Here is a 25634-nt window from a genome sequence, read left to right as displayed (position 1 = left end):
TTTCTTTAGAATTGATATGAATAGAAAACTACAGTTATTGTTAACTATCCTGAGTTTGGGTTGCTTTATACCAAAAGCAGAGGCACAATTGGAAACACCCTTGTTTTCTTTTAATTACGATACGATATGTTTAGGATCAGAGTTTACCCCCAATGTACTGGTAAACGATGCAAAGACATATAACTGGTCTTTTTGTCCCCCGCTATTGGGCGGTACGCCAGCGGCAACCAGTATGGGTATCGGTAATTATCAAATTAATGTGAACTCCTGTATCACTACTTTAAAAGTAGATACTTTTTATTACAGCTTTACAGCGAGCCAGGATGGTAAAGTATTTCGTTATCAATACGAAGACGGTATCGAACAGGCACCGATTGTAACCGATTTAGGACACTATCAGGACCGTGTACCGGATAATCCTACCGGGATTTCGACTTTAAAAGATGCTTCCGGATGGCACGTTTTTGTAATCGGGTCTGCCGTAAGTGGCGGTCCCAGATTTGTGCGTATCGATTTTGCCAACGGTTTGAATTATGCCCCTACAGGCTTTGTGGCCTATAACACAACGGCTTTTTTAACACAACCAAGAGAGCTGTTTACAGTTATCGAAAACGATTCTATAAGAGCATTCACCTTTAATAATGGTAATGCATTATCCCGTATCGATCTTAAAGCCAATATTGATAGTATCCAAGGGTTCACCAATTTTGGTAATATCAGCAATGCCTTTAGTGGCGTGAGCGGATTGGCCAACATGACTGAATTGGGCAACCATCACTTTATCGTGACCAACGAGACCACCAGTAAATTATCACAAGTTACTTTTGGTAATTCTTATTTGAATGTTCCTTTTGCGGTAGATATGGGTTCTTTAAGCGGAAAGCTAAAAGTTCCTACCGGTATTGCCATTGTGAAAAACTGTAATGATTATTATGGGTATGTCACTAATAAAAATACTGGAGAATGGGTGAGCTTGTATTGGCCGGCTTCTATTGCCGGAGTACCTACAGCAAGCGTAGCAACCATGAATACCTTATTATTACCGACAAGCTTGTCTAATGCTGTAAGAGATTCCAATGGTGTGTATATGCATGTCATCAATTCCGACAATACGCTTTTAAGAGTGAAATACGGTAATTGTACAAATGCATCTATTTCCGGTTCTGATAAAAGAGTACCAAACCCGGTAAAATATAACAGAACAGGTACCTATTCCGTTTTCTTAACGGTAGATGAAGGTCTGGCTACAGAAAGACATTTCTGTAAACCAATTTATGTAAAAGATCACCCTTCTTATAACTTAACCGTACAGGATACCCTGATCTGTAGCGGTGATACCATCAACATGCACGTTCTTACTTTCGGAACAGATTCTTTCGTATGGTCTCCAAACTATAATATTGATACTTTAGCAGGACGTTTTGTAAGAGTATGGCCACAGTATTCAACCTTGTATACTGTTGCGATTGATTACGCACCGAATTGTATTGTAAAAGAAACCTTTAATGTAAGAGTAGATAACATCAAATCTGATGCCGGTGAAGATCGCGTAATCACAGACGGTTCTATCACGCAAATCGGTGGGCCACAGACTACGGTAAGACCGACTTATACGTATAAATGGACGCCAAATGTATTCTTTGAATCGACCCTGAACGAACCTATTGCAAGGGTAAAACCTGCTCAAAACATGACGTATTACCTTACGGTTACAGCGCCAAGCGGTTGTACGGCTATTGATTCTGTGAAGATCGGAGTACCTTGTGAAGACATCAGATTGCCTAATGCATTTGCACCAAAAGACAATAGCTTCGGATTGCTGAATCTTCAGTTGACGCAGGTTAACTACTTTAGAATATTTGATCGTTGGGGCAGAGAAGTGTTCAGCACAACAAACCCTAATGTGAAATGGACTGGTAGAGATATGCAGGGCGTAGAATGTATGATGGGTGTTTATGTGTGGGAAATTGATGCTTATTGTAAAGACACCAACCAAAGATTCAGAAAATCAGGTAATGTAACCCTGATTCGATAATAAAAGCCATTTTGGATAAAAAGCCGGTAAAAGTGAACACTTTTACCGGCTTTTTTCTTTTTTTTATAAATATCGTAGAAAAATTATTTTAGCACTCCGCTCTTTTCTATATTTGTATATATTCCAATATACTATTTCCGTTAATGATCAATTTTAATAATAATCCGAGGGCATGGATTGTCAGATTGTTGTTTGCCGCAATGGCAGTAGCATTGATTTTCCGTTTGTTCAACTTGCAGGTGTGGGACGATAAATATAAGGTATTGGCAGATGATCAGGCCATATTCCGTAAAGTAATTTATCCCGCCAGGGGTAGTATAGTAGACCGTAACGGGAAGGCGATGTTATACAACAACGTCACTTTTGACCTTGTGGTAACCCCAAGCCGGGTAACGAAAGATATGGATACGGCTGCTTTTTGTTCTATATTAGGCATTACTGAGCAAGACTTCGAAAAGGAACTCAACAAAGTATTGTTTAAAAATGGGAAGCAAAAACCGGGTGTCTACAAAGCACAAATTTCAAAAGAATTAAATGCCCGCTTGCAGGAGAATATGTATTTATTCCCGGGCTTTGAGCTGGCAGAGCGCAGTATGCGTTCTTATCCGGAATCCTCCGGAGCCTTACTCTTAGGCTATTTAAGTGAGGTGTCTCCGGCCATGTTAGAGAATCCCCGTTTTGCCAGTTACAGGCAGGGCGATTATGTAGGGATGAGTGGCCTCGAAAATGTATATGAAGAAGAATTGAGAGGAACGCGTGGTGTACAATACCTGGTAAGAGATGTAATGAACCGCCCTAGAGATGCCTATAAGGATGGGGCAATGGATACGGTTGCTTCAGGAGGAAAAGAACTGCAACTTTATATAGATGCGGAATTGCAGGCCTATGGAGAAAAACTGATGTCCGGGAAGATCGGGAGCGCTGTTGCTATTGATCCACAAACAGGCGGCATTCTGGCAATGGTTTCGGCACCTAGTTTTGATCCGAACCTGCTTACCGGAGAGGATAAGGGAAGGCATTTCGCAGATCTTAATAAAATGGCTACCAAGCCTTTGTTTAACTATGCGACACAGGCTTTCTATCCGCCGGGCTCTACGTTTAAGCCAATTACAGGTCTTGTAGGACTTGATGTAGGCGCTATTACGCCTTCGTTCGGCTATCCTTGTGCCGGAGGTTATTATGCCTGCGGTAAGCGTATTGGTTGTACCCATAGTGGTCACGGCCATGCGGCCAATCTGAAAGTTGCTTTGGCCAATTCCTGTAATGCTTATTTCTGTGATGTATTTCGTAAGATTGTAGATATGCCTAAATTCGGAGGCGTGCACAAAGGGCTGGAAACCTGGTATGAATACATGAACCATTTTGGATTCGGGCATCCTTTAGGCGTAGATATTACTTCTGAAGGGGGCGGGCTTATTCCCGATTCATCCTTTTATAATAATATGTATCGTGGAGGCAGCTGGAACTCCTGTAACATGGCCATTGTAGGCATGGGACAGGGAGAGGTAACGGTAAGCCCAATGCAGCTGGCCAATTCTATGTGTATGATTGCCAATAAAGGTTTTTTCTACACACCACATCTGGTGAAAAGTATTGGCGGAGATGCCAAACACCCTAAATTGAAAAAATACCTGGAAAAACACCAGACCACAAATATTTCTGCTACCGATTATCAGGCGGTAATCGATGGTATGGAAATGGTGGTTACTAACGGTACCGGTAGGGTAGCGCAACTACCCGGTATTGCCGTTTCGGCCAAAACGGGTACTGTAGAAAACTATGCCTTGCTTTTTGGAAAGAAAACAAAGCTGGATAACCACTCTGTATTTGTCTGTTTTGCCCCTAAAGATAATCCCAGGATCGCGATTGCCGTGGTCGTACAAAATGCGGGATATGGCGCTACCTGGGCAGGACCGGTAGCTAGTCTGATGATGGAGAAATACCTGACCGACTCCGTGAAACGGAAACCCCTTGAAGAAAAAATGTTCCATGCCAATCTGGTAAAGAAATACACCTATACCATTGATTCGCTGCAAAGGATCAAAGATAAACTGAGATGGGAAATGAAGATGGCGGATAAAGAAGGCCAGATTGCCATGACCAAACGGGGAGATACTCTTCTGGTGAACACCATGCTAGAGAAATTTTACCACCTGAAAAAATAATCATCAAAAATTCAACCCTTAGATACATCATTGCATGGCAACACATAGAAAACCGGTATTGGCTCGAATAGACTGGCTCTCCTTATTCCTGGTGCTTTCTCTTATTTCGATAGGGATCATGGCGGTATACACTTCTGAGTATACAAGCTTTTCCGAGCCTTTTTTTAATACGGAGAAAAGCCATATGAAACAGATCATTTGGTTAGGTATTTCCTGTTTTCTGGGATTGATCATCTTATTTACCGACAGTAAGGTTTTTTATTCCCTGTCTAATTTATCCTATGTATTCGGAATCTTCCTGCTACTCATCACCTTTGTGATTGGGGGCGAAGTAAAAGGGTCCCACAGTTTTATCAAATTCGGCTCCTTTACCTTTCAACCTGGAGAGATGTGTAAGATCTTCACGGCACTGGCTTTATCCAGGTTTCTTTCTGCACCCGAAACGCGCTTTAATACCCTAAAAGACCGTTTGATCGCAGCGACGATTGTTTTGATTCCTTGTTTCCTGATTATCCTTCAGAATGAGACCGGTTTGGCTTTGGTTTATTTTGCCTTCTTCTTACCCATGTATAGAGAAGGGCTTCCTAATAGTATCTTACTTGTTGGTTTAGGGAGTGTAGCCTTATTCCTATCCTCTTTGTTGATCGAACGTTTGCCCCTGTTCATTGCCATTACCGTTATTGCTTTATTGAGTGTATGGATCTTATGGAAACAGATTAAAAGACAAAAATTGGTCATACTCTTTATTGTGGGCGGATGGCTTATTGCCGTTACGTTTTCACAATTGGTCGTACCCTATATCTTCAAAAATGTATTTAAAGGCTATCAGGTAGAGCGTATTTACTCAATGCTGGGGCAGGATGTACCCCTGGAGTTTCAAAAACCCGGAGAAGCGGCAAAAAAAGATGCCGATTATAACGTAAGGCAATCCAAGATCGCCATCGGCTCCGGAGGTGTGATCGGAAAAGGGATTATGAACGGTACCCAGACAAAGTATTCCTTTGTTCCGGAGCAGCATACTGATTTTGTATTTTGTGGCATCGGAGAGCAATTCGGCTTTGTGGGCAGTGCACTGTTGGTCATACTCTATCTGTCGCTTCTCTTACGGATTGTGTTTCTGGCAGAGCGGCAACGATCCTTATTCAGCCGGGTATATTGTTATTGTGTCGCCTCTATCCTGTTCTTCCACTTTGCTATTAACCTTTCCATGACGATGGGACTGGCTCCGGTAATCGGTATTACCCTGCCCATGTTAAGTTATGGAGGTACTTCACTCTTGTCTTTCTCCATCCTAATCTTTATCATGTTGAGATTAGATGCAGACCGGCATATTTTAATCAGATAAACATTATGCAAACACAGATATTTCCTTTGTCCGAAGGGACCTTTACCGTTGGTAGAGATAAAGTATTCTTTCCTTTTGACGAAGCCAAAGATGAATTAAACGATAGAAGTATCGGTTCTATTTTAGTAGAAGTACAACCTTTTTTAATCGTAAATGAGAAAGATGTAATCTTATGTGATACCGGCCTGGGCTTTTCGGGAAGCGATGGTGTGGCACAGTTGGTCACTAATTTGGCAAAACATAATATCCACCCGGAAGATGTAACTAAGATTCTGATGAGCCACCTGCATAAAGACCATGCCGGCGGTATCCCGGCGATAATGGATAATCCTGCTTTTGCTCAGGCAAAAATCTATGTATATTTTCCCGAAATTGAATTTGCTTACGAAAAAGGAGCGCCTTCTTACTTTACCGAAGACTTGGATGATCTTAAGATGAGCCCAAATGTCGTGTGGTTAGATCAGCCTTCCGGCACCATAGACGGATATATCCATTATGAGCATAGCGGTGGACATAGTCCGCAACATGTGGTATATTGGATCGATACTGCAGAAGGTAAGGTCTTTTTCGGAGGCGATGAAGCACCCCAGGCGCGGCAGATGAAGATCAAATATGTGGCCAAATATGATTATAACGGTAAGCTGGCCATGGAGCTGCGCGAACAATGGGCTGCACAGGGACAGCAGGAAGGATGGCAATTTTTATTTTATCATGATGTAAAATTACCCACGGTAAAGCTGTAATTTTGCGCTAATTAAATACGATTTTTATGGAAGATAATATGATTCATGTGCATGTGGAAAATGCAGATGGCTCTGTAGATACGATGGAGTGCCCGACCGATATGGGCTTGAGCTTGATGGAAATGCTAAAAGCCAGCGAATATCCGGTACTCGCTACCTGTGGTGGGATGGCTTTATGTGCGACCTGTTGTGTTGATGTATTGGAAGGCTTGGATAAGTTGGGCGAAATCAGTGACGATGAATATGCCATGCTGGATACTTTACCCGATTTGTTACCCAATTCCAGACTAGCTTGCCAGCTCCGGTTAAACCCCGATATGCACGGGCTGAAATTCAAAATTCATGACCCGCAGGAGGGATAGAAAGAATATAAAGTTAGTACGAGCAGCAGTGAATAACTGCTGCTTTTTTTATATTTATAGCTGATATAAAAAAATAAGATTTTTATATGATAAAAATTGCTACTATTTCTTTATTGTCCTGTATGCTGCTAACGCACATGCAATTATCTGCCCAAACACAAAAGCGTAAATGGGAGGTCGGTTTCGACGGGAATATCTATAAAAGTCAAATGACCGATATCGGAGATACCTATGTATCTGAAAGAGATGGTTCTAATGCCATCAGGATCGCTGGTGAGACAAAGTTTAACCGATCTGAAAAACGTCCTGCTCTTGCGCTTTATGTACGTACACCTTTGTCGCGCAAAAATGACCGTTTGTGGGTACAGGCTGGTTTTGGCCTGTGGAAGCACAATGGCCTGGTGTATTTTGATGAATGGAGCCAATCGGGGCCATTCCCTTATTCCAGCTGGCAAAGACCTTTATCCGTAAACGTACAATATTGGCATATACCCTTAAGCATTCAATACCGGCAGAGGCTGTTGAAGAACCTGTCTGCGCTGTTTAGTGCAGGTATAGATATCAACTGGCAAAAGACGTCGTCGGATAGTTACAGGCTAGTGGCGGCAGAGGGTATTGTGTACATGGTTTATATTGTAAATTCATACAGCTCCAGGGTATTCCTTAGTCCCAAGTGCTCCGCAGCGCTTCAATATAGTGTACAGCGGCATTCCATATCTGCAGCGCCTTTTGTCCAATTAGGAAATTCACTGGTAGTAGCTGGAGAACCTAACTCAATTAAAAATTTCGATAAGGCAAAATGGAAAACCCCTTATGGGCTCAATCTTCAATATTTTTATCGTTTGTTTTAAAGGCAGCCCAGTTAAGGGTAGTAGAAAACCCTTAACTGATGAGTCTGTCCAACCAATAGATCAGTACAATACCGACAGTATAAGCCAGCAGATCTGTCCATAGGAAACCCTGGCCCAGGATCAGTCTTCCGGGTAACGTATGCCTTAGGCTAAGCAGGACCGGATGCTGCCATAACTGCAGGAATTCAATGCCAAAGCAGAACAGCAAGGCAGCGGTCATGCTGAACGTTAAAGAACGACCGGTGAACAGAAAGCGAAAGCCCAGGTAACACATCACGGCATAAAGAAGATCTCCTGTCCATAGGGGAACGAAAGACAGCTGCCTGGACCATAATCCAAGTATGACGGTGACGATAACAGCAATAAAATAGTAGGTTTTTTTCGGTTTCATAAGACCTCTTGAAATAGCTAAGACCACTGCAGGCAGTGGTCTTAGCGAAATATATTTTAATAAGGTATGCGTTACATTATGCTTTATGAGACATCTCTTCTACAATCATTTCCTCCACATAGCTACGTAAAGCAGGAATCTTGATTTTCTCAGCCACATCAAAAGCAAAAGCTTTCACCATAATCTTTTTAGCCGATTCTGCGCCGATACCCCTGCTTTGTAAATAGAATAAAGCCTCTTTATTCAATTGTCCAATCGTTGTACCATGGCTACATTTCACATCATCTGCAAAGATTTCCAACTGAGGTTTGGCATGAATGGTAGCCTGCTCGCTAAACAACACATTATTACTCTGCTGGAACGCATTTGTTTTTTGGGCATCTTCATAAACGAAGATCTTACCATTAAACACCGCTTTACTTTTATCCATCAGAATCCCCTTGTACAATTGATTGCTTTCCCCATTAGGTTTCTTATGATGTACTTCTGTATGGTTATCGACCAATTGATCTTCAGCAGTCAGGTATAGGCCGTATAAATGGCTTTCCACCAACTCGTCATTCAGGTGAATGGCCAGGTTATTACGGGTAAAGCTGCTGCCCGGGAAGGTAAAAGTATAGTTACTGTAATTGCTGTGCTTGTATTGCACTGCTTCATTACGTTGAATCTTACGAATGTTTTTATGTCCCTTTTGGATATCGTAATGATAGAAATGTGCATTTTCTTCCAAAGCAATTTCACTCACCGAGTTGATCAGGACTTTTGCTTCGCTGCCGGCATCAGAAATATACGTTTCAATAACCTGCAATTCGGCACTTTTATGCAGTACAAAAAGATTACGAGGCTGGAATAAAGCATTATCTGCAGCCAACTTAACCTTAATGATATGCAAAGGCATATCCAGCGTGGTATTGGCTTTTACTTCCATGAAAATACCATCCGTATATAATGCGGAGTTCAGGCAGGCAAAAGCATTGTTCTCCAGGGTAAGGATTTTGCCAAAATATTGCTGAAATCCAGGCTGGTCGATCGCATCGGTAATGGCACAGATGGTAACACCTTCCATTTCCGGTAAGAAAGACAACTCTTTAGACAAAACACCATTTACCGTTACCAAACGGTAGGCACCTTTTTGCTCCCCTTTTAATTTGGGTAAAATATCTTCATTGTGCGCATTGATCAATGTTCTTGCTTGTGCAAAAGCCTCTTCCGAAATCTGTGCATTTTTATTCGCGCTAACTTCGTAAGATGTTTTTACAATAGGCAATACATTGGCAAAACGCCATTCTTCATTTTTTATAGAAGGGAATCCTAAAGTACTGAATTGCTGCATCGCCTGTTCACGATAACCTTTGGTTTGCGCATTTTGATCTTGTAAAGACACAATCTCAAATTGCGCCTGCAGACTTTCATATAAAGGAGATTCCAATTGTTTTGTAGTCATTTTTTGTATTGTATTATTACTTCAACCAATCATAGCCTTTCTCTTCCAGTTCCAAGGCCAATTCTTTACCACCTGTTTTTACAATTTTACCGTCGCTTAATACATGCACAAAATCGGGTACGATATGATCCAGCAAACGCTGATAGTGCGTGATTAAGATAAAGGCATTGTTTTCACTGCGCAATTTGTTTACCCCGCGGCTTACAATACGCAAAGCATCAATATCCAAACCGGAATCCGTTTCGTCCAGAATAGACAATTTAGGATCCAGCATCGCTAATTGAAAAATCTCATTACGTTTTTTCTCTCCGCCGGAAAATCCTTCATTCAAAGAGCGGTTTACCAGCTTGGCATCAAACTCAACCAATGCTTGCTTTTCTCTGCTCATTTGTAAGAATTCCTTAGCCGTTAGTGGCGACAAACCGCGATAATCACGAATCTCGTTCATTGCGGTTTTCAGAAAGTTGATATTCGATACACCCGGAATTTCAATAGGGTATTGGAAAGCAAGGAAAACCCCTTCTCTGGCGCGGTCTTCAGGAGACAGTTCCAGAATGTCTTTACCATCTAATGTTACAGAACCTTCTGTTACTTCATAGTTGGCTCTTCCCGCCAATACCGAAGCCAGACTGCTCTTTCCGGCACCGTTAGGTCCCATGATGGCGTGTACTTCACCCGCTTTTACTTCTAAATTTAATCCCTTTAAGATTTCTTTATCTTCTACACTTGCGTGTAAATTCTTTATAGATAACACTGTTATGTAATTTTATTGTTGTTTATAAATGTTTGGATTATCCTACACTTCCTTCTAAAGATACTGCCAGTAATTTTTGTGCTTCTACTGCAAATTCCATCGGCAATTTGTTCAGTACTTCCTTCGCGAAACCATTTACGATCATTTCCACCGCTTTTTCCGTGTCGATACCTCTGGCATTCAGATAGAAGATCTGGTCTTCTCCGATTTTGGAAGTCGTCGCTTCGTGTTCTAAAGTAGCGGTTGGATTTTTGGCATCAATATACGGGAAAGTATGTGCCCCGCAACGGTCACCGATCAACATAGAATCACATTGGGTAAAGTTACGGGCATTAGCTGCTTTAGGTCCGATGCTCACCAAACCACGATAAGAATTTTGTCCGTTACCGGCAGAAATCCCTTTAGAGATAATGCGGCTACGGGTATTCTTACCCAGATGGATCATTTTGGTACCGGTATCGGCAATTTGCTTGCCCTTGGCTACGGCTACACTATAGAATTCACCATAGCTGTTGTCGCCTTGCAGGATTACACTGGGATATTTCCAGGTAATCGCGCTGCCGGTTTCTACTTGTGTCCAGGAAATGATAGAATTTTCACCCTTACAAATCCCTCTTTTGGTTACAAAGTTATAAACACCGCCTTTCCCTTCCTTATCGCCGGGGTACCAGTTTTGTACGGTACTGTATTTTACTTCTGCATTTTTATGGGCTACGATCTCTACGATGGCGGCATGTAATTGATGCTCGTCACGTTGAGGAGCTGTACAGCCTTCCAGGTAACTTACATAAGCATCGTCATCAGCAATAATCAGCGTACGCTCAAACTGTCCGGTGTTTTCTGCATTTATACGGAAGTATGTAGACAATTCCATAGGGCAACGAACGCCTTTAGGAATGTATACAAAAGACCCGTCAGAAAATACAGCAGAGTTTAAAGCTGCAAAAATATTATCCGTTTGCGGTACTACCGAACCGATATAGGCTTTTACCAATTCAGGATGATCTTGTATGGCTTCTGAAATAGAACAGAAAATAATACCATGTTTTTTCAATTCGTCCTTATAAGTAGTTGCCACAGATACAGAGTCAAAAACCGCATCTACTGCTACTAAAGGACGTTCGACCATTTCGCCGTTTTCATTTTCTATCGGGCCATCTTCTCTTACGCCCAAAAGTTTTTTGCGTTCATTCAAAGGAATGCCTAACTTTTCAAAGGTGGCCAGCAATTCCGGGTCTACCTCATCAAGGCTATTATACTTTGGCGTATTTTTTGGTGCAGCGTAATAAGAAATGCCATCGAAATTCATGTCCGGCATCTTGAAATTTTGCCAGCTGGGTAATTCCATTTTCAGGAAAGCCTGGTAGGCTTTTAAGCGCCATTCCAGCATCCATTCAGGTTCATTTTTCTTTGCGGATATGAATCTAACGGTCTCTTCATTCAAGCCGGGAGGAAGGATGTCCATTTCGATGTCGGTAATAAAACCATGTTCATATTCCTTATCCGCCAGCGATTCCAGAAATTCCGTATCTGTATTGTTTTCCATCACAAAATCTGATTTTCACAATGCCCTAAAAGAGAGGGCATTTTTGTTTTAAAGTTGAAGTGCAAAGATACACGCTAGAATGTTTATAATCTAAGAATTCGTTATAAAAGTATTCTTTTGTTATATAAATAAAAAAACTGCTTTGGTTAAAAGCAGTTTTTAAATTAATTCTATAAAATATTATAAGGTATTATCGTCAACCATATCTCCAGTGGTTTGCGCAAATATTTTCCTTTTGCCTTCATCATCATTAACCACTTCGATTTTAACGTTGGTTAGGCCGCTGTTTACATACTTCAGGTCCGATGCTGCACGCTGTGTAAGATCTATTATTCTTTGTGGATGCCCAATGCGATCATTTACTTTAACATATACAACCTTTCCGTTTTTGGTATTCGTTACCCTCAGATAAGTACCGAGCGGATATTGATTACAGGCGGCTGTGTATTTGTTGTTGCTGAATACTTCTCCGGTTGCCGTTTTGCGGCCTACAAATTTCGGATGGTAATAGCTGGCTTTACCCGTTTTTGCGTTGCTTCCGTTACCTTGTGCTTTTAGGTCGAAAGTAACCACGCTGATGGACAAAATTGCCAGTAATGAACAAATTAATTTCCTCAAAATCATATTCACAATAAATTTGGTTCGGGAGCAAAGGTAACTTAGTAAAATATAAAAATGGCATCTTTTTAGTTAAAAAAATACAAACAAAAACACAAACAATTGGAATTCAAATGTTTACGATTTTTAAATTATTGTGTTTTATGTTTATTTAAGCTGCTTTTTACTTTAATAATGAGAATTATTGTTCCTTGAGGGGATTAAAAAAGAAGGGAAATAAGAGTCAAACAGCAGGGGAGGATTATTTTTAGAGAATAGTTTTGTTTTTCAATTCTTAAAAATTATATTTGTAACTTGGTTTGTTAAAGTAGTTGTAACAGCAGCACTTATAACTTTGGATAATTGAGAAAATATTTCTGATGAAAAAAATTATACTTCCCGTATTAGTGGCACTCCCATTATTAGTTACTGCACAAAGGCATCATGAAATTGGTTTAACTGCAGGCGCTAGTTCGTTTTACGGAGATTTACAACCTAATATTTTGCCGGATAATAATAAAATGTTCCAGCCGACAGTAGGGTTGTTATATAAGTATTTCGTATCTCCAAGACTGGGTTTCCGTTTTGGTGCTAACTATATAAGACTGACTGCTGCAGACAGTTTATCCTTAAATAAGACATACGAGAAAAGGAATTTAAGCTTTAGCAATAATGTTGGAGAGATTTATGGAGCCATAGAGTTTAATTTTTTGGCCGTAGATCAATACAGATTTAAAGTAAGTCCCTATATCTTTGCGGGTGTAGGTGCTTTTTACAGCAATCCTTTCGCTTATGATGAGAAAGGTGAAAAGCAAGTATTAAGAGATTTGAGTACTGAGGGTCAAGGTATTGCACAATATCCGGATCGTAAAGCCTATCCTTTGATTAATGCCGCTTTCCCTATTGGTGGTGGGGTTAAATTTTTCATTGGTAAGACAATCATGCTGGCCGCTGAGGTAAATATGCGCTACACGTCTACCGATTATATAGATGATGTAAGCCGTAGCTATGTGAATTTAGATACTTTAAGGGCATATAAAGGGACTAAAGCCGTGGATATGAGTTACAGAGGTAACCAATCGGGCAAATGGGACGGCAATTATCCTAATTACAAATTTCAGCGTGGTGATTTCAAAGGAAATGACTGGTACTGGACAGCCGGTATTACCGCAACCGTTTATTTCGATGCCTTTGGTAACGCTAAAAAATATTTACAATCCAGGTGTCCAAAAGTATTTGGCAGAGGTAGATAAGTCATTAATATTATTATATTAGCGTTGTTTCAACGTTAAATGCCATAAGGGAAGAAGCAAAATGTTTCTTCCCTTATAAAATTATAGCGGATACAGAAAGCGAGCATATCCGGGCGATTTGGTCTGTATTCTATATAACAATAGATATAAATCCTTAAAATGAATTATCTTTGTATTTAAGAAAATCATTTAACCTGATTTTATGACAAACGAACAACAAGAATTGCATTTTCAGCAAAAAATAGATAATGAATTAAGGATCGAGCCGAAAGACTGGATGCCGGAGAAATACCGTCAGACTTTAATCAGGCAGATTTCACAACATGCACATAGCGAGATCGTAGGCATGTTGCCGGAAGGCAACTGGATCACCCGAGCGCCCTCTTTAAGAAGAAAGGCAGTTTTGCTGGCGAAGGTTCAGGATGAAGCCGGGCATGGTTTATACCTATATAGTGCAGCGGAAACCTTAGGTATCTCCCGCGATCAGATGCTGGAGCAATTACACGATGGAACAGCTAAATATTCTTCTATATTTAACTACCCGACCTTAACTTGGGCCGATATGGGTGCTATTGGCTGGTTGGTCGATGGTGCTGCAATCATGAATCAGGTGCCTTTATGCAGATGCTCTTACGGACCTTACAGCCGCGCGATGGTGCGGGTATGTAAAGAAGAGAGCTTTCACCAACGTCAGGGTTATGAAATTATGCTGACCCTTTCTAAAGGTAGTGCCGTACAGAAAAAAATGGCACAGGATGCTTTGAACCGCTTTTGGTGGCCTTCGATTATGATGTTTGGTCCTAATGATGACAGCAGTCCGAATTCGGTACAAAGTATGAAATGGAAGATCAAACGTTTTAGTAATGATGATCTGCGTCAGAAATTTATTGACGTCACTGTAGAACAGGCGAATATTTTAGGATTAACCATTCCTGATAAAGATTTGAAATGGAATGAAGAACGCGGTCACTATGACTTTGGCGAGATTAACTGGGATGAATTCTGGAATGTCGTGAAAGGCAACGGGCCATGTAATAAAGAGCGTTTGGAAACAAGAAAAAATGCCTGGGATAATGGTGCCTGGGTAAGAGATGCGGCAACCGCTTATGCCGAGAAAAGAGCTGCTAAAAAGACAGCCCTAAGCGCATAATAAACGAAATTACAAGAGTAAACCGAAGCAACAAAGTGTTACGCTTAATGTAACGCTTTGTTGCTTTATATATGTGTGGTAAAATTTATCAATTTCGTATTGATTTTTTAGTGTTCAAGTAATAACTTTGCGAAACTTAAAAGTTTTGATATGTCTCATTCTGGAAGCGATGCCTCGTACGATATCGTGTTAATTGGTGCAGGAATAATGAGTGCCACGCTAGGCGCAATGTTGAAAATCTTACAGCCCAATGCTTCTATTGCTATTTATGAACGACTGGGCGCCATTGCGGCCGAAAGTTCCGATGCCTGGAATAATGCCGGTACCGGACATGCCGCCTTATGCGAGCTGAATTATACACCTGAAAGACCAGACGGATCGGTAGAAACGGTTAAGGCTTTTGGGATTAATGAGCAATTTGAATTGTCAAAACAGTTTTGGGCATATCTGCTGGAAAAAGGAAAGATCAAAGGACCGGAAGCATTTTTAGCACAAACACCTCATATGAGTTTTGTGATAGGAGAGAAGAATATTGCCTACCTAAAACAGCGATACGAATTGTTGAAACCCCATCATGCTTTTGCTGCAATGGAGTATTCAGAAGATAAAGAGGTAATTCGGAAGTGGGCACCGTTAATAATGGAAGGGAGAGCGGCTGATGAAAAAGTAGCCGCAACGCGTGTGGCGACGGGTACAGACGTAAATTTTGGCGCTTTATCGACCTTTCTTTTTGAAGCGATAGGCAAAGAAGAAAATGTCGCTTTTCACTATCACCACGAGGTGAAAAACCTGTCCAGAAATGCAGATCAGAGCTGGAGCGTAAAAGTAGCAGATCTTGATCAGGGCAAAACCTTTAAAGTGAATGCGAAATTTGTTTTTGTCGGTGCAGGTGGCAGAGCCTTATCCTTAATCCAAAAATCGGGCATTCCCGAAGGAAAAGGTTTTGGCGGATTCCCGGTAAGCGGCCAGTGGCTGCGTTGTGTGAATCCCGATATTATTGCCCAACATAAAGCGAAAGTGTATGGTAAAGCAGCGGTGGGTGCACCACCAATGTCTGTTCCCCATTTAGATACGCGGGTCATTAATGGTAAAAAAGAATTATTATTCGGCCCTTATGCCGGATTCTCTACCAAATTCCTAAAGCAAGGTTCCTATTGGGACCTACCTTGTTCTATTAAAGGGAACAATATATACCCTATGGTAAGGGCAGGGTTGGCCAATGTCTCGCTCACGAAATACCTTATTGAGCAAGTGATGCAAAAGCCGAAAGACCGTTTAGAAGCATTAAGGGAATATTTTCCTAATGCAAAAGCCGAAGATTGGGCCTTAGAAGTGGCTGGCCAAAGGGTGCAGGTAATTAAGAAAGATAAGGAGAAAGGTGGCGTCTTACAATTTGGTACAGAGGTGATTACCGCTGCTGATGGATCTATCTCCGGCCTATTAGGAGCCTCTCCCGGTGCCTCTACCGCAGTGCCGATCATGATCAAGTTAATCGAAAGGTGTTTTCCTAAAGAAATGAAGGAGAACGGATGGGCAATTCGGATGAAGGAGCTGATTCCGTCTTATGGGCAATCTCTTGAAAAAGATGCAGCCTTGTATGCCACTATAGTGAAGCGCAGCAACGATTTACTACATATCAAAGAAGAAATATAAATATACTAAAGCTTGTATTATTAAGATATATTTTAGATATTTAGGCTTTTTTAGAAGAATTTTAGGATTTTCTTTAAATTTTAGTAAAAAAATTATACTTTCATAGCTTAAAATAAATAACCAACTATGCGGAATTTATTACGTAATACGTTCAATATCGGACTTTTGGCTGCAGGCTTACTGTGGGCAAATTCTGGTACTGCTCAAAAAACAAAACGTGATTGGCTACAACCCGATATAAAATACATTGATCAGCGTGGATTTTCTTTAGGTGTAAATCTCGGTATGTCAGATATGTGGGGAGATGTAGGAGCAAAGTCCGCACTTGATCATTACGGTAATTCTGATTATTGGAAAAATATGAAGGTGATGGGTGGTATTTATGGCCGTTATACACATATTCCGGGTTTATCTTTCCGCTTAAGCATTGCCAATGGTACCTTATATGCTAATGATGTTTGGAACAAAAGCGGAGCAGAAAAAGCCTCGTCTATCAGTGATGATTATGTGCAACGTTACTATCGTAATTTAGATGTAAAAACGAATATCTGGGAATCTTCTTTAATGGTAGAAATCAGTCCTATGGAACTGTTTACCAACTGGGAAAACAGCCGCTTGGCCAAATCCAGGTTCCAACCGTACCTTATGGTCGGTGTTGGAGGTATCTATTTCAATCCAAGAGGTTCCATTACCGTAGATTATACTACTCAATATAAGAAATGGGTCGATTTGAGACCATTACATACCGAAGGACAAAACTTTGATAAACCCGGCTATCCTGCTGCTTATAATCAATACGCCATCGTGATACCGGCCGGTATCGGTTTCCGCGTAGATTTAGGAAAAGGTTTAGGACTGGGATTGGAATATGTAATGCGCTATGCACTTACCGATTATTTAGACGATGTGAGTGGGAAATATGTAGATCCTTTGCGTTTTGATATCGGATTCTTAAATGAAGGATACAAGGCTGGTCAGGCAAAGGTTATGGCTGATAAAACCTTTGAAATCGCACCGGGTATAAAGCATGCAGCCGGTGAATACAGAGGAGATCCAAACACTAAAGATATGTATTCCACTATTTCGCTCAACTTCTTTTGGAAAATTAATAAGAGAGCGAATGCATGGTGGAGATAAAGTATAGTAATTAAATTTAATACGGATAAAAATTAATTAGAAAACGCTGTACTTTTTAACAGCGTTTTTTCGTTTGGATATAGTGATATAATATCATATAATAAGTATAAATGATCGGATATTTAGAAGGAAAGTTGGTAGACCTAAGCCCCTCTCAAACATTTATTGACATAAATGGCCTGGGCTATGAAGTGCATATCACCCTTAATACCTATGAAGCCATCAAAGACAAGAAGCTTGCAAAGCTCTACACACACTTGCAAGTACGTGAAGATGCCTGGGTATTGTATGGTTTTTCAAGCACGCTTGAAAAAGAAGCCTTTCAAAAATTATTGAGTGTTTCGGGAGTAGGAGCTGCTACTTCCCGTATTTTGCTGTCTTCATTAACGGCAAATGATCTTTCCCGAATTATCATGAACGGGGATAGTAAGGCTTTGGAAAAGGTAAAAGGGATTGGTGCCAAAACAGCGCAACGCATTATTTTGGAGCTAAAAGGAAAACTTCCCGAAGATACCACTGACCTGGAAAATATAAGTTCAGGGCGCAATACTTTAGAGCAAGATGCGTTAAATGCATTGTTAGGTTTAGGTATTCCTAAAGCGGGTGCAGAAGCAGCCATTCAAAAATCAAAACCATTATTGACTGATGAGCATTCAGTAGAAGAACTCATCAAAACGGCATTGAAAAATTTATAATTAATAGTAAGCGTATTTATATAAACAAACGGAGAAAGAGCACTTGAAGCGTAAAAAGAACATAGCATTCGGACTGAAGATATTGTCATTTTTTGTGGCCACATTTTTTGTGGTGCAAATAGCGACGGGCGGCCTCGACCCTATGGGTGCTGCCACCGAGATTGACGCTGATGAACCTTTGGATGAACCAGAGGATATTAGTCCGTCGGATACCTTAAAATTTCCTACTCCGGACAAGAAAACTGCAGGCCCGGATACAAGTGCGGCCAGCCGGTTTGGGCTTTCTGATCCCAAAAATCTTAAGAAAGAGGTCGAGTACGATCCCGACTCTAACAAATACATCTTTACCGAAAAAATTGGCGGTGAAAACGTGAAAGATCCATATGTCATGGATTTTAACGAGTATTATAAATACCAAACCCGCAAAGACGAAAATGAGTATTTCGGTGAGCGGCTTTCCGCTTTGGGTATGTTTAATAAGAAACCGGATTTACCGGTTTTATACAAAGACGGGGTTTTTGACCGCTTGTTTGGTAATACTAAGCTCGATATAAAGCCACAGGGAAACCTGACGATACTGGCGGGGTTTTATTCTCAAAACCTGAAGAACCCAAATATCCCATTACGCTCTCAGAAATATACGGTTCCTGACTTTGACATGATGATGAATGTGCAGTTGGTGGCCAAAATCGGAGATAAGATGAAGCTGAACATCAGCAATAACACCTTGTCCAATTTTGGAGATATGCAGGAAATGCGTAAGCTCGAATACAGCGGAAAAGATGATGAGATCATTAAGAAAATCGAATTGGGTAATGTAAGCTTCCCTTTACGAAGCAGCCTTATATCCGGGGTATCTTCTTTATTCGGTGCCAAAGCACAATTACAGTTTGGTAAGTTATGGGTGACCGGTGTTGTGTCGCAGCAAAAATCACAGCGTAGAAGCATGACCGTTAAAGGGGGCGCTCAAACACTTGATTTTGAGATAATGGCTAATGATTATGAGGAGAATAAACACTTCCTTTTAGGACAATACTTTTATAACAATTACGATAAAGCATTACAGAATTTCCCGATTATTAATTCTCAGGCTGTGATCAGCAAAGTAGAGGTATGGGTAACCAACAGAACCGGAAGTACACAAGGCATTAGAGATGCACTTGCGTTTATGGATTTAGGAGAGGCAAATCCCTATAATACGAGTCTGGTTACGGGTTCAACAACAGCATTGCCCGACAACAGAGCAAATGCATTGTACAACAACCTGCAGCAGAACCCGATCGTAAGAATGCAAAGTACCGCCAGTCAAGGCGCCATTTCTTTGGGGCTGAAAGAAGGTAATGAATTTCAGCGCGTGACGCTGAGAAAGCTAAATGATAATGAATATAATTTTCAACCGCAGTTAGGCTATGTGTCTATCAACACAACGCCCAATGCCGATGACGTTATCGCGGTGGCTTACCGCTATACGTATAATGGAAAAGTGTATCAGGTGGGTGAGTTTTCCGAAGAATTACCCCCGGACAGCACATCACAAAAAGTAATTTTCCTTAAATTATTAAAAGGGACCTCAGCAAGAGTCACTTTACCTATATGGAATCTGATGATGAAGAATGTATACGCGCTACAAGGCGTAAACATATCTAAAGATAAGTTCCGCTTGAATGTCGTCTACCAGGATCCTGGTGGAGGGAATAAACGATTTTTACCCGAAGGCCCTCAGGCAGGTGTACCCCTGATTAGTCTCTTGAATCTTGATCGTCTGAACCCTCAAAATGATCCGGGACCGGACGGGGTGTTTGACTATGTAGAGGGCATTACGATAAATTCCCAACAGGGGAAAGTAATGTTCCCGACCTTGCAGCCTTTCGGAAGTTCCTTAAAGCCGGCATTAGGCGGTAATCCCGCTTTGGAAAATAAATACCTGTATCAAATATTGTATGATTCTACAAAAACAGTAGCCATACAGCAACAACAGAACAATCGTTTCCTGATCACAGGAGAATATCAGTCTTCTGGCGGTGGCGCTGAGATCAGGTTGAATGGCTTTAATATTCCCCAGGGCTCTGTAACCGTTTCGGCTGGTGGCCAGAAATTAATGGAAGGCACCGATTACCAGATTGATTACAGTATGGGTGTCGTAAAAATGCTGAATCAGGGCATCCTTAATTCCGGTGTGCCGATCAATATCTCTTACGAAGACAATGCGGCCTTTGGGCAAAACGTACAGAACTTTATGGGTACCCGACTGGATTATTATGCCAGTGATAAGCTCACTTTAGGGGCTACTTATATGCGTCTTACAGAAAGACCGTATACGCAAAAAGTGATCTCTGGCTATGACCCTATCAAGAATACGGTATTAGGGGCAGACATGAATTACCAGTCTGAACTACCGGGATTAACCAGGGCATTAGATAAGATTCTGCCTTTTTATAGTACATCGGCACCTTCTTTGATCTCTGCCAGTGCAGAAGTAGCCGGGATCTTCCCCGGGCACTCTAAATTTATCAATGGTATTGCGGGCGATGAAGGCGGTACCGTATATGTCGATGACTTTGAAGGTGCAGCAAACTCTTACGATTTACGGTATCCCGTAAATAGCTGGACTTTATCCAGTATCCCTTTTGATGCAACTGGACCTACGAATAATATTCTGTTTCCGGAAGCCAATGCTTCTAATGACTTGAAAATAGGGTATAACCGTGCAAATCTGGCATGGTATAATATTGAGCCGGTACTTAATGGTGGTGGAACATCGGCACCGCAAAGTGTACGCGATGATACGGTACAGCAGGATTATTGGAGACAAGTACCCCAGGTGGAAGTTTTTCCCAAAAAATCAGTTATTTCTACACAAAGTATCCTGACCACTTTTGACCTGAACTACAATCCGAAAATACGCGGTCCTTATAACTTCGATCCGACTAATGTCAATCCTGCAACCGGAGAACTCCTGAATCCTTCGGGAAGATGGGGTGGTATTCAACGTGCAATTGAACAAAGTGATTTCGAACAAACGAATGTAGAATATATTACCTTTTGGATGTTGGATCCTTTTATGTACAACGGGACTAGCCGTGGGGGTTACCTTTATTTCAATTTGGGTAATGTATCTGAAGATGTATTGAAAGATTCCCGTTTGTCCTTTGAAAATGGTGTTCCCTATCCTAAAGATCCCACTAAATTGGATGAAACAGTATGGGGAAGGGTGCCAAAGTTTCAGCAGCAAATTGTAAGGGCCTTTGATCAACAACCCAATGCCAGAGAGGTGCAGGATGTTGGATATGATGAGCTTGATGATCAGGATGAGCGTCAATTTTTTGAATCTTCCTTTTTGGGTAAGATGCGTACGTTATTAGGGCCGACTTCCGATGCCTATTTAAAATTACAGGAGGACCCTGCTTCAGATAACTTTAAGCACTTCTATGCTACAAGTTATGATACTGAAAAGGCTTCTATCTTAAAAAGATACCGTTATTTTAATAATCCTCAGGGGAATGCGCCCATTTTATCTGGCAATAATGCAACGACCACTGCAGGAAGTTCTATTCCTGAATCTGAAGACATTAACAGAGACAATACCTTAAATGAAATAGAAGCTTATTACCAGTATCGGGTAAAAATTGAACCCAATATGGTGGTGGGAACTACGCCTTATCTGGTAGATAAAAATGTGGCGACTAATGTGAAACTGCCCGATGGCAGGGTCACCGAAAATACCTGGTATCAGTTCAAAATTCCGATCAGAAGTTATTCTGCTGCGGTAGGTGGTATTAGTGATTTTCGTTCTATCCGTTTCATGAGAATGTTCCTTAACGGATTTGAGGACAGTGTCGTGATGCGTTTTGCCCAATTACAATTAGACAGAAGTATCTGGAGAAAATACAATTTCTCCCTGACTAATCCGGGCGAACCTTTAACACCAGCAGATATCGCAAGTACACCATATGGCTTAACAACGGTAAGTGTAGATCAGAATAGTTTTAGAACACCGGTTAAATATGTGAGCCCGCCAGGTATTTTGAAGCAGCAACAGCTGTCTACAACAGGTCAGCAATTTAATGCCGATGAGCAATCGCTTTCCTTGCAGGTATGTGGTTTGAAAGACGGAGATTCAAGAGCGGTGTTTAAAGAGGTTGGTACTGATATGCGTCAGTACAAAGAACTGAAAATGTTTATCCATGCAGAGTCCGTAGAAGACCAGCAGGCCTTGAGGGATGGTGATGTGACAGCCTTTATCCGTATAGGTTCTGACTATGTGCGTAACTACTACGAATATCAGGTTCCTTTGAAAATAACAGAACCGGGTGCTGCTTCTGCCGAAGCGATATGGCCGCTGCAAAATAATTTACATATCATACTTCAGGATCTGGTCGATTTAAAGTCTAAGCGGAATAGTGATAATTTTCCTGTGGCCAATAATTACGATGGCTTAGACCGAAACGGAAGAGTAATAAGAGTAATCGGAAATCCGAATATAGGCGAAGTTAAAAATATAATGCTTGGGGTGCTCAATCCTAAGAAAACACCACAGACTCCTGCGGATGACGGGTTGCCCAAATGTACGGAAGTTTGGTTTGATGAATTGCGTAATGTGGGGCTGGATGAAAAGGCAGGATATGCCGCTTCAGGGCAGGTGAATGTGCAGCTGGCCGATTTTGGCTCTGTACATGTTGCCGGAACAATGCACACAAAAGGTTATGGAAGCATCGATCAAAGAGTGAACGACCGTTTCCGGGACGATTATTATCAATATCAGGGAAATGCGAATTTGAATCTTGGCAAGATCATGCCTAAAAACTGGGGGGTACAATTACCGGTATTTATCGGGTATAACCAGTCTACCAGCAATCCGGAATATGATCCTTATGATGTTGACATCAGTTTGACCGATAAATTAAGAACGTTATCGGGTCAGGCACGCACCAATGCCTTACAGGCAGCACAGGATTATAATTCGATTACCAGTTTTAATATCACCAATATGCGTATTTTGGGTAATCCTGCGAAGCAGAAAAAACCAATGCCTTGGAGTGCTAAAAACTTTGATCTCAGTTATTCCTATTTGCGCCAGTTCAACCGCAATCCTTTAATACAAAGCAACGAATTTACAGACCAAAAGATGAGTCTGGGGTATACCTATGCGCTTACGGTAAAACCTTTTGAGCCTTTTAAGAAAAGAATCAAATCGAAGTCTGTATGGTTACAATTTATTAAAGATTTTAATATTAATTACCTCCCCAATACCTTTACGTTCCGGAGCAATCTGGACCGGACATTTAGTGAAACGATACTTAGAGATGTAGATGACGGTGGCTATCCGATGCCTGCTTATTACTACAAGAATTTTGTTTGGAATAGGAACTATAACTTGCGTTGGGACCTAACCCGTAGTTTATCGGTGAACTATCAGGCGGCTAATATTTCCAGGATAGATGAGCCCTACGGAAGAATCAATACCGGAGAAAAAAGAGACAGTCTTTATAATAAAATACTGGGTCTTGGGCGAAATACTTATTTCAGTCAGAAGTTTGATGTAGCTTATACCTTGCCCACGAAGAAATTCCCATTCCTGGATTGGACGTCTGCGAATATTGTATATAATGCGACTTATGACTGGACCGCAGCATCATTGCTGGCGCACAGTCAGGGTAATGTGATTACAAATACACAGTTAAAGCAGATTAACGGAGAACTGAATTTTGGACAGTTATATAATAAGAACAGATATTTAAAAGCTGTAAATAGAAATGCGCCTACCGTTTTGAAAAATGGAAATTCAAAGCTGAAAGGAAAGATGATGAACGATATGGAAATTGGGGTTGATAAAGTAGATCCCAATAAGCCGCCAGTGCCGAAAGGTGATAAAAACCTTGCTGTAGACAAAAATAAATCTAAAGTACCCCCTAGGCCGGAGCGGAAAACGATAACGGTAAAAGATGTGAAAGGTAGTGATACCATGAAGCTCGCCGATATAGGCCAAGCACTGAAGCAATTGCGTAAAGCAGAGCGTATACGGTACAGGAAGGCTATGATTGCATGGCGCAAGGCCAAACAAAACATTTTACCGGAGATTGGTAATGGTGAAAAATTCTTGGTGCGCTTAGCGACAATGGTTAAGCGGGTAAATGTAGACTATACCGAAAATATGGGTACTATTTTGCCGGGCTATATGGATAGTACTAATTATCTGGGCGCGAATTTTAGAAATAGAGGTAATGGTCTTGATTTTGCCTTAGGCTATCAACCGTCAAGATACTGGCTGGATCAGCAGATGAAGAAAGGAAATCTGTCTTCAGATAGTTTGTTTAACGGTATGTATCAGCAAACCTATACACAAACCTATAATATTCGCGCGGTATTAGAGCCTGTGCAGGATTTTAGGATCGATCTGAACTGGTCGAGCAATTTTACGCGTAATCAATCGGAGATCAATAAATATAACGAGGTAAATGGTGTTTATGAACGCTTGAATCCATATTATACAGGGTCTTTCAGTGCGACTTATATTGGGGTGAGCACATTATTCCAAAATGCAAAAGCAGGAGAGCTGACCAGTAGTTATCGTGAATTTATGGCCAACAGGCAGACTATTTCAAATAGGTTAGGAAACACCAATCCTTATACTAATGGTATAGCAGATCCGAATGATCCTAATTATAAGAAAGGATATACAGGCTTTTCTCAAGATGTATTGATTCCTGCCTTCATTGCAGCATACTCCGGTAAAAGCGCGACGAATATACCGCTGATGAAGTATGATTATGATAACATAAAAAGTAATCCGTTCAAGTTTTATATTCCGATGCCTAACTGGAAGATCAGCTATACCGGCTTATCGAATGTAGCACCGTTTAGCGATATCCTCAATACGTTTACCTTAAATCATAATTATTCGGGTAAGATGAGTATGAACTCTTTTGCGAATTCTCTATATTATAGTGATTTGCTTGGTGTAGGATTCCCTTCGTTTATTGATTCGAATTCCAACAACTACGTTCCGTTCTTCCAGGTACCTAATATGACCATAACAGAGAACTTTGGGCCGCTTCTTGGATTCAACGCCTCATTTAAAAACGATCTTTCTATCCGCCTTGATTATGGCAGATCGCGTACCGTGAGCTTAAGCCTTATCGATTACCAGGTAAGTGAGACCCGGTCTACAGAATGGATTATTGGTATGGGTTACCGTATTAAAGGACTTGTATTGCCTTTCAGCCTGTTTGGCGTAAAAAAATTGAAAAACGATTTGAACATCAAATTTGATTTTTCATACAGAGATGATATCACATCCAATACGTATATGGCACTGAATGAAAACAGGGCTACAATGGGTCAAAAAGTAATCGCGATTACACCAACAATAGATTATATTATTAACGATAACTTACAGTTGCAATTTTATTTTGACAGAAGACAGAGTTTCCCTCACGTCTACACTTCATTCCCACTGACCAGTACCAAAGGAGGGTTAAAACTGACCTTTACCTTTGCCGGTCAATAAGATTTG

At 41.0% G+C, this 25634-nt stretch carries 16 protein-coding genes and 1 pseudogene; 12 read left to right on the top strand and 5 right to left on the bottom strand.

The window, feature by feature from the left end; genetic code table 11:
- Positions 1-16 precede the first annotated feature (16 nt).
- The 6 genes from DBR32_RS07550 (at position 17) to DBR32_RS07525 (ending at position 7501) form a co-directional block, all read left to right on the top strand.
- The gene (locus DBR32_RS07550) at positions 17-2035 is read left to right on the top strand and encodes a gliding motility-associated C-terminal domain-containing protein (protein WP_124635677.1); all 2019 of its coding nucleotides are present in this window, start codon (positions 17-19) and stop codon (positions 2033-2035) included.
- A 143-nt stretch (positions 2036-2178) separates the two neighbouring features.
- Entirely contained in the window at positions 2179-4200 is a 2022-nt protein-coding gene (mrdA, locus tag DBR32_RS07545; RefSeq protein WP_124635676.1) for a penicillin-binding protein 2, read from the top strand.
- A gap of 34 nt (positions 4201-4234) precedes the next feature.
- Complete coding sequence (gene rodA / locus DBR32_RS07540; protein ID WP_124635675.1) at positions 4235-5545, top strand: rod shape-determining protein RodA; 1311 nt, start codon at positions 4235-4237, stop codon at positions 5543-5545.
- 5 nt (positions 5546-5550) lie between these two features.
- Positions 5551-6288 carry an MBL fold metallo-hydrolase gene (locus DBR32_RS07535; RefSeq protein ID WP_124635674.1) on the top strand — a complete coding sequence of 246 codons (738 nt, stop codon included), beginning with the start codon at positions 5551-5553 and terminating at the stop codon, positions 6286-6288.
- Positions 6289-6314: 26 nt separating this feature from the next.
- Positions 6315-6650, top strand: a complete 336-nt coding sequence (locus tag DBR32_RS07530) for a 2Fe-2S iron-sulfur cluster-binding protein (RefSeq protein WP_124635673.1) — start codon at positions 6315-6317, stop codon at positions 6648-6650.
- Between the two features lie 86 nt (positions 6651-6736).
- Positions 6737-7501 carry a hypothetical protein gene (locus DBR32_RS07525; protein WP_124635672.1) on the top strand — a complete coding sequence of 255 codons (765 nt, stop codon included), beginning with the start codon at positions 6737-6739 and terminating at the stop codon, positions 7499-7501.
- Positions 7502-7532: 31 nt separating this feature from the next.
- Here DBR32_RS07525 and DBR32_RS07520 read toward each other — a convergent pair whose 3' ends face one another.
- From DBR32_RS07520 to DBR32_RS07500, 5 genes are all read right to left on the bottom strand, one after another.
- A complete protein-coding gene (locus tag DBR32_RS07520) occupies positions 7533-7892 on the bottom strand; it encodes a DUF2809 domain-containing protein (protein WP_124635671.1) in 360 nt (119 codons plus the stop codon).
- 76 nt (positions 7893-7968) lie between these two features.
- A complete protein-coding gene (gene sufD, locus DBR32_RS07515) occupies positions 7969-9336 on the bottom strand; it encodes a Fe-S cluster assembly protein SufD (protein WP_124635670.1) in 1368 nt (455 codons plus the stop codon).
- Positions 9337-9352: 16 nt separating this feature from the next.
- A complete protein-coding gene (gene sufC, locus DBR32_RS07510) occupies positions 9353-10090 on the bottom strand; it encodes a Fe-S cluster assembly ATPase SufC (RefSeq protein WP_124635669.1) in 738 nt (245 codons plus the stop codon).
- Positions 10091-10127: 37 nt separating this feature from the next.
- A complete protein-coding gene (sufB, locus tag DBR32_RS07505; RefSeq protein WP_124635668.1) occupies positions 10128-11636 on the bottom strand; it encodes a Fe-S cluster assembly protein SufB in 1509 nt (502 codons plus the stop codon).
- 180 nt (positions 11637-11816) lie between these two features.
- Complete coding sequence (locus DBR32_RS07500) at positions 11817-12221, bottom strand: septal ring lytic transglycosylase RlpA family protein (RefSeq protein WP_233559683.1); 405 nt, start codon at positions 12219-12221, stop codon at positions 11817-11819.
- Positions 12222-12613: 392 nt separating this feature from the next.
- On the opposite strand from DBR32_RS07500, the gene DBR32_RS07495 reads away from it, so the two are divergent.
- The 6 genes and pseudogenes from DBR32_RS07495 to sprA all read left to right on the top strand — a co-directional run bounded on the left by DBR32_RS07495 (position 12614) and on the right by sprA (position 25628).
- Complete coding sequence (locus tag DBR32_RS07495) at positions 12614-13486, top strand: DUF6089 family protein (protein ID WP_124635666.1); 873 nt, start codon at positions 12614-12616, stop codon at positions 13484-13486.
- Between the two features lie 202 nt (positions 13487-13688).
- On the top strand, positions 13689-14636 hold the full coding sequence (paaA, locus tag DBR32_RS07490; protein ID WP_124635665.1) for a 1,2-phenylacetyl-CoA epoxidase subunit PaaA: 948 nt from the start codon (positions 13689-13691) through the stop codon (positions 14634-14636).
- Between the two features lie 147 nt (positions 14637-14783).
- A pseudogene (locus DBR32_RS07485) lies at positions 14784-16289 on the top strand (malate:quinone oxidoreductase); the annotation flags it as partial.
- A 126-nt stretch (positions 16290-16415) separates the two neighbouring features.
- On the top strand, positions 16416-17426 hold the full coding sequence (locus DBR32_RS07480) for a hypothetical protein (protein ID WP_124635663.1): 1011 nt from the start codon (positions 16416-16418) through the stop codon (positions 17424-17426).
- Positions 17427-17536: 110 nt separating this feature from the next.
- On the top strand, positions 17537-18121 hold the full coding sequence (gene ruvA / locus DBR32_RS07475) for a Holliday junction branch migration protein RuvA (protein WP_124635662.1): 585 nt from the start codon (positions 17537-17539) through the stop codon (positions 18119-18121).
- A 43-nt stretch (positions 18122-18164) separates the two neighbouring features.
- The gene (sprA, locus tag DBR32_RS07470) at positions 18165-25628 is read left to right on the top strand and encodes a cell surface protein SprA (RefSeq protein WP_124635661.1); all 7464 of its coding nucleotides are present in this window, start codon (positions 18165-18167) and stop codon (positions 25626-25628) included.
- The last annotated feature ends 6 nt before the right edge of the window (positions 25629-25634 follow it).

It is taken from the genome of Taibaiella sp. KBW10, from assembly GCF_003852495.1.
Lineage (GTDB): Bacteria > Bacteroidota > Bacteroidia > Chitinophagales > Chitinophagaceae > Edaphocola.
Note: the sequence above shows the minus strand (reverse complement) of the source record. Positions and strands in the feature narration are given on the sequence as shown.

Bases quoted from the DNA above. Each gene is read 5' to 3' on its own strand.
- rodA (WP_124635675.1), top strand. From the start codon at position 4,235: ATGGCAACACATAGAAAACCGGTATTGGCTCGAATAGACTGGCTCTCC.
- DBR32_RS07495 (WP_124635666.1), top strand. From the start codon at position 12,614: ATGAAAAAAATTATACTTCCCGTATTAGTGGCACTCCCATTATTAGTT.
- DBR32_RS07525 (WP_124635672.1), top strand. From the start codon at position 6,737: ATGATAAAAATTGCTACTATTTCTTTATTGTCCTGTATGCTGCTAACG.
- DBR32_RS07520 (WP_124635671.1), bottom strand. From the start codon at position 7,892: ATGAAACCGAAAAAAACCTACTATTTTATTGCTGTTATCGTCACCGTC.
- paaA (WP_124635665.1), top strand. From the start codon at position 13,689: ATGACAAACGAACAACAAGAATTGCATTTTCAGCAAAAAATAGATAAT.
- sufD (WP_124635670.1), bottom strand. From the start codon at position 9,336: ATGACTACAAAACAATTGGAATCTCCTTTATATGAAAGTCTGCAGGCG.
- sufB (WP_124635668.1), bottom strand. From the start codon at position 11,636: ATGGAAAACAATACAGATACGGAATTTCTGGAATCGCTGGCGGATAAG.
- DBR32_RS07535 (WP_124635674.1), top strand. From the start codon at position 5,551: ATGCAAACACAGATATTTCCTTTGTCCGAAGGGACCTTTACCGTTGGT.
- DBR32_RS07480 (WP_124635663.1), top strand. From the start codon at position 16,416: ATGCGGAATTTATTACGTAATACGTTCAATATCGGACTTTTGGCTGCA.
- DBR32_RS07550 (WP_124635677.1), top strand. From the start codon at position 17: ATGAATAGAAAACTACAGTTATTGTTAACTATCCTGAGTTTGGGTTGC.
- mrdA (WP_124635676.1), top strand. From the start codon at position 2,179: ATGATCAATTTTAATAATAATCCGAGGGCATGGATTGTCAGATTGTTG.
- DBR32_RS07530 (WP_124635673.1), top strand. From the start codon at position 6,315: ATGGAAGATAATATGATTCATGTGCATGTGGAAAATGCAGATGGCTCT.
- ruvA (WP_124635662.1), top strand. From the start codon at position 17,537: ATGATCGGATATTTAGAAGGAAAGTTGGTAGACCTAAGCCCCTCTCAA.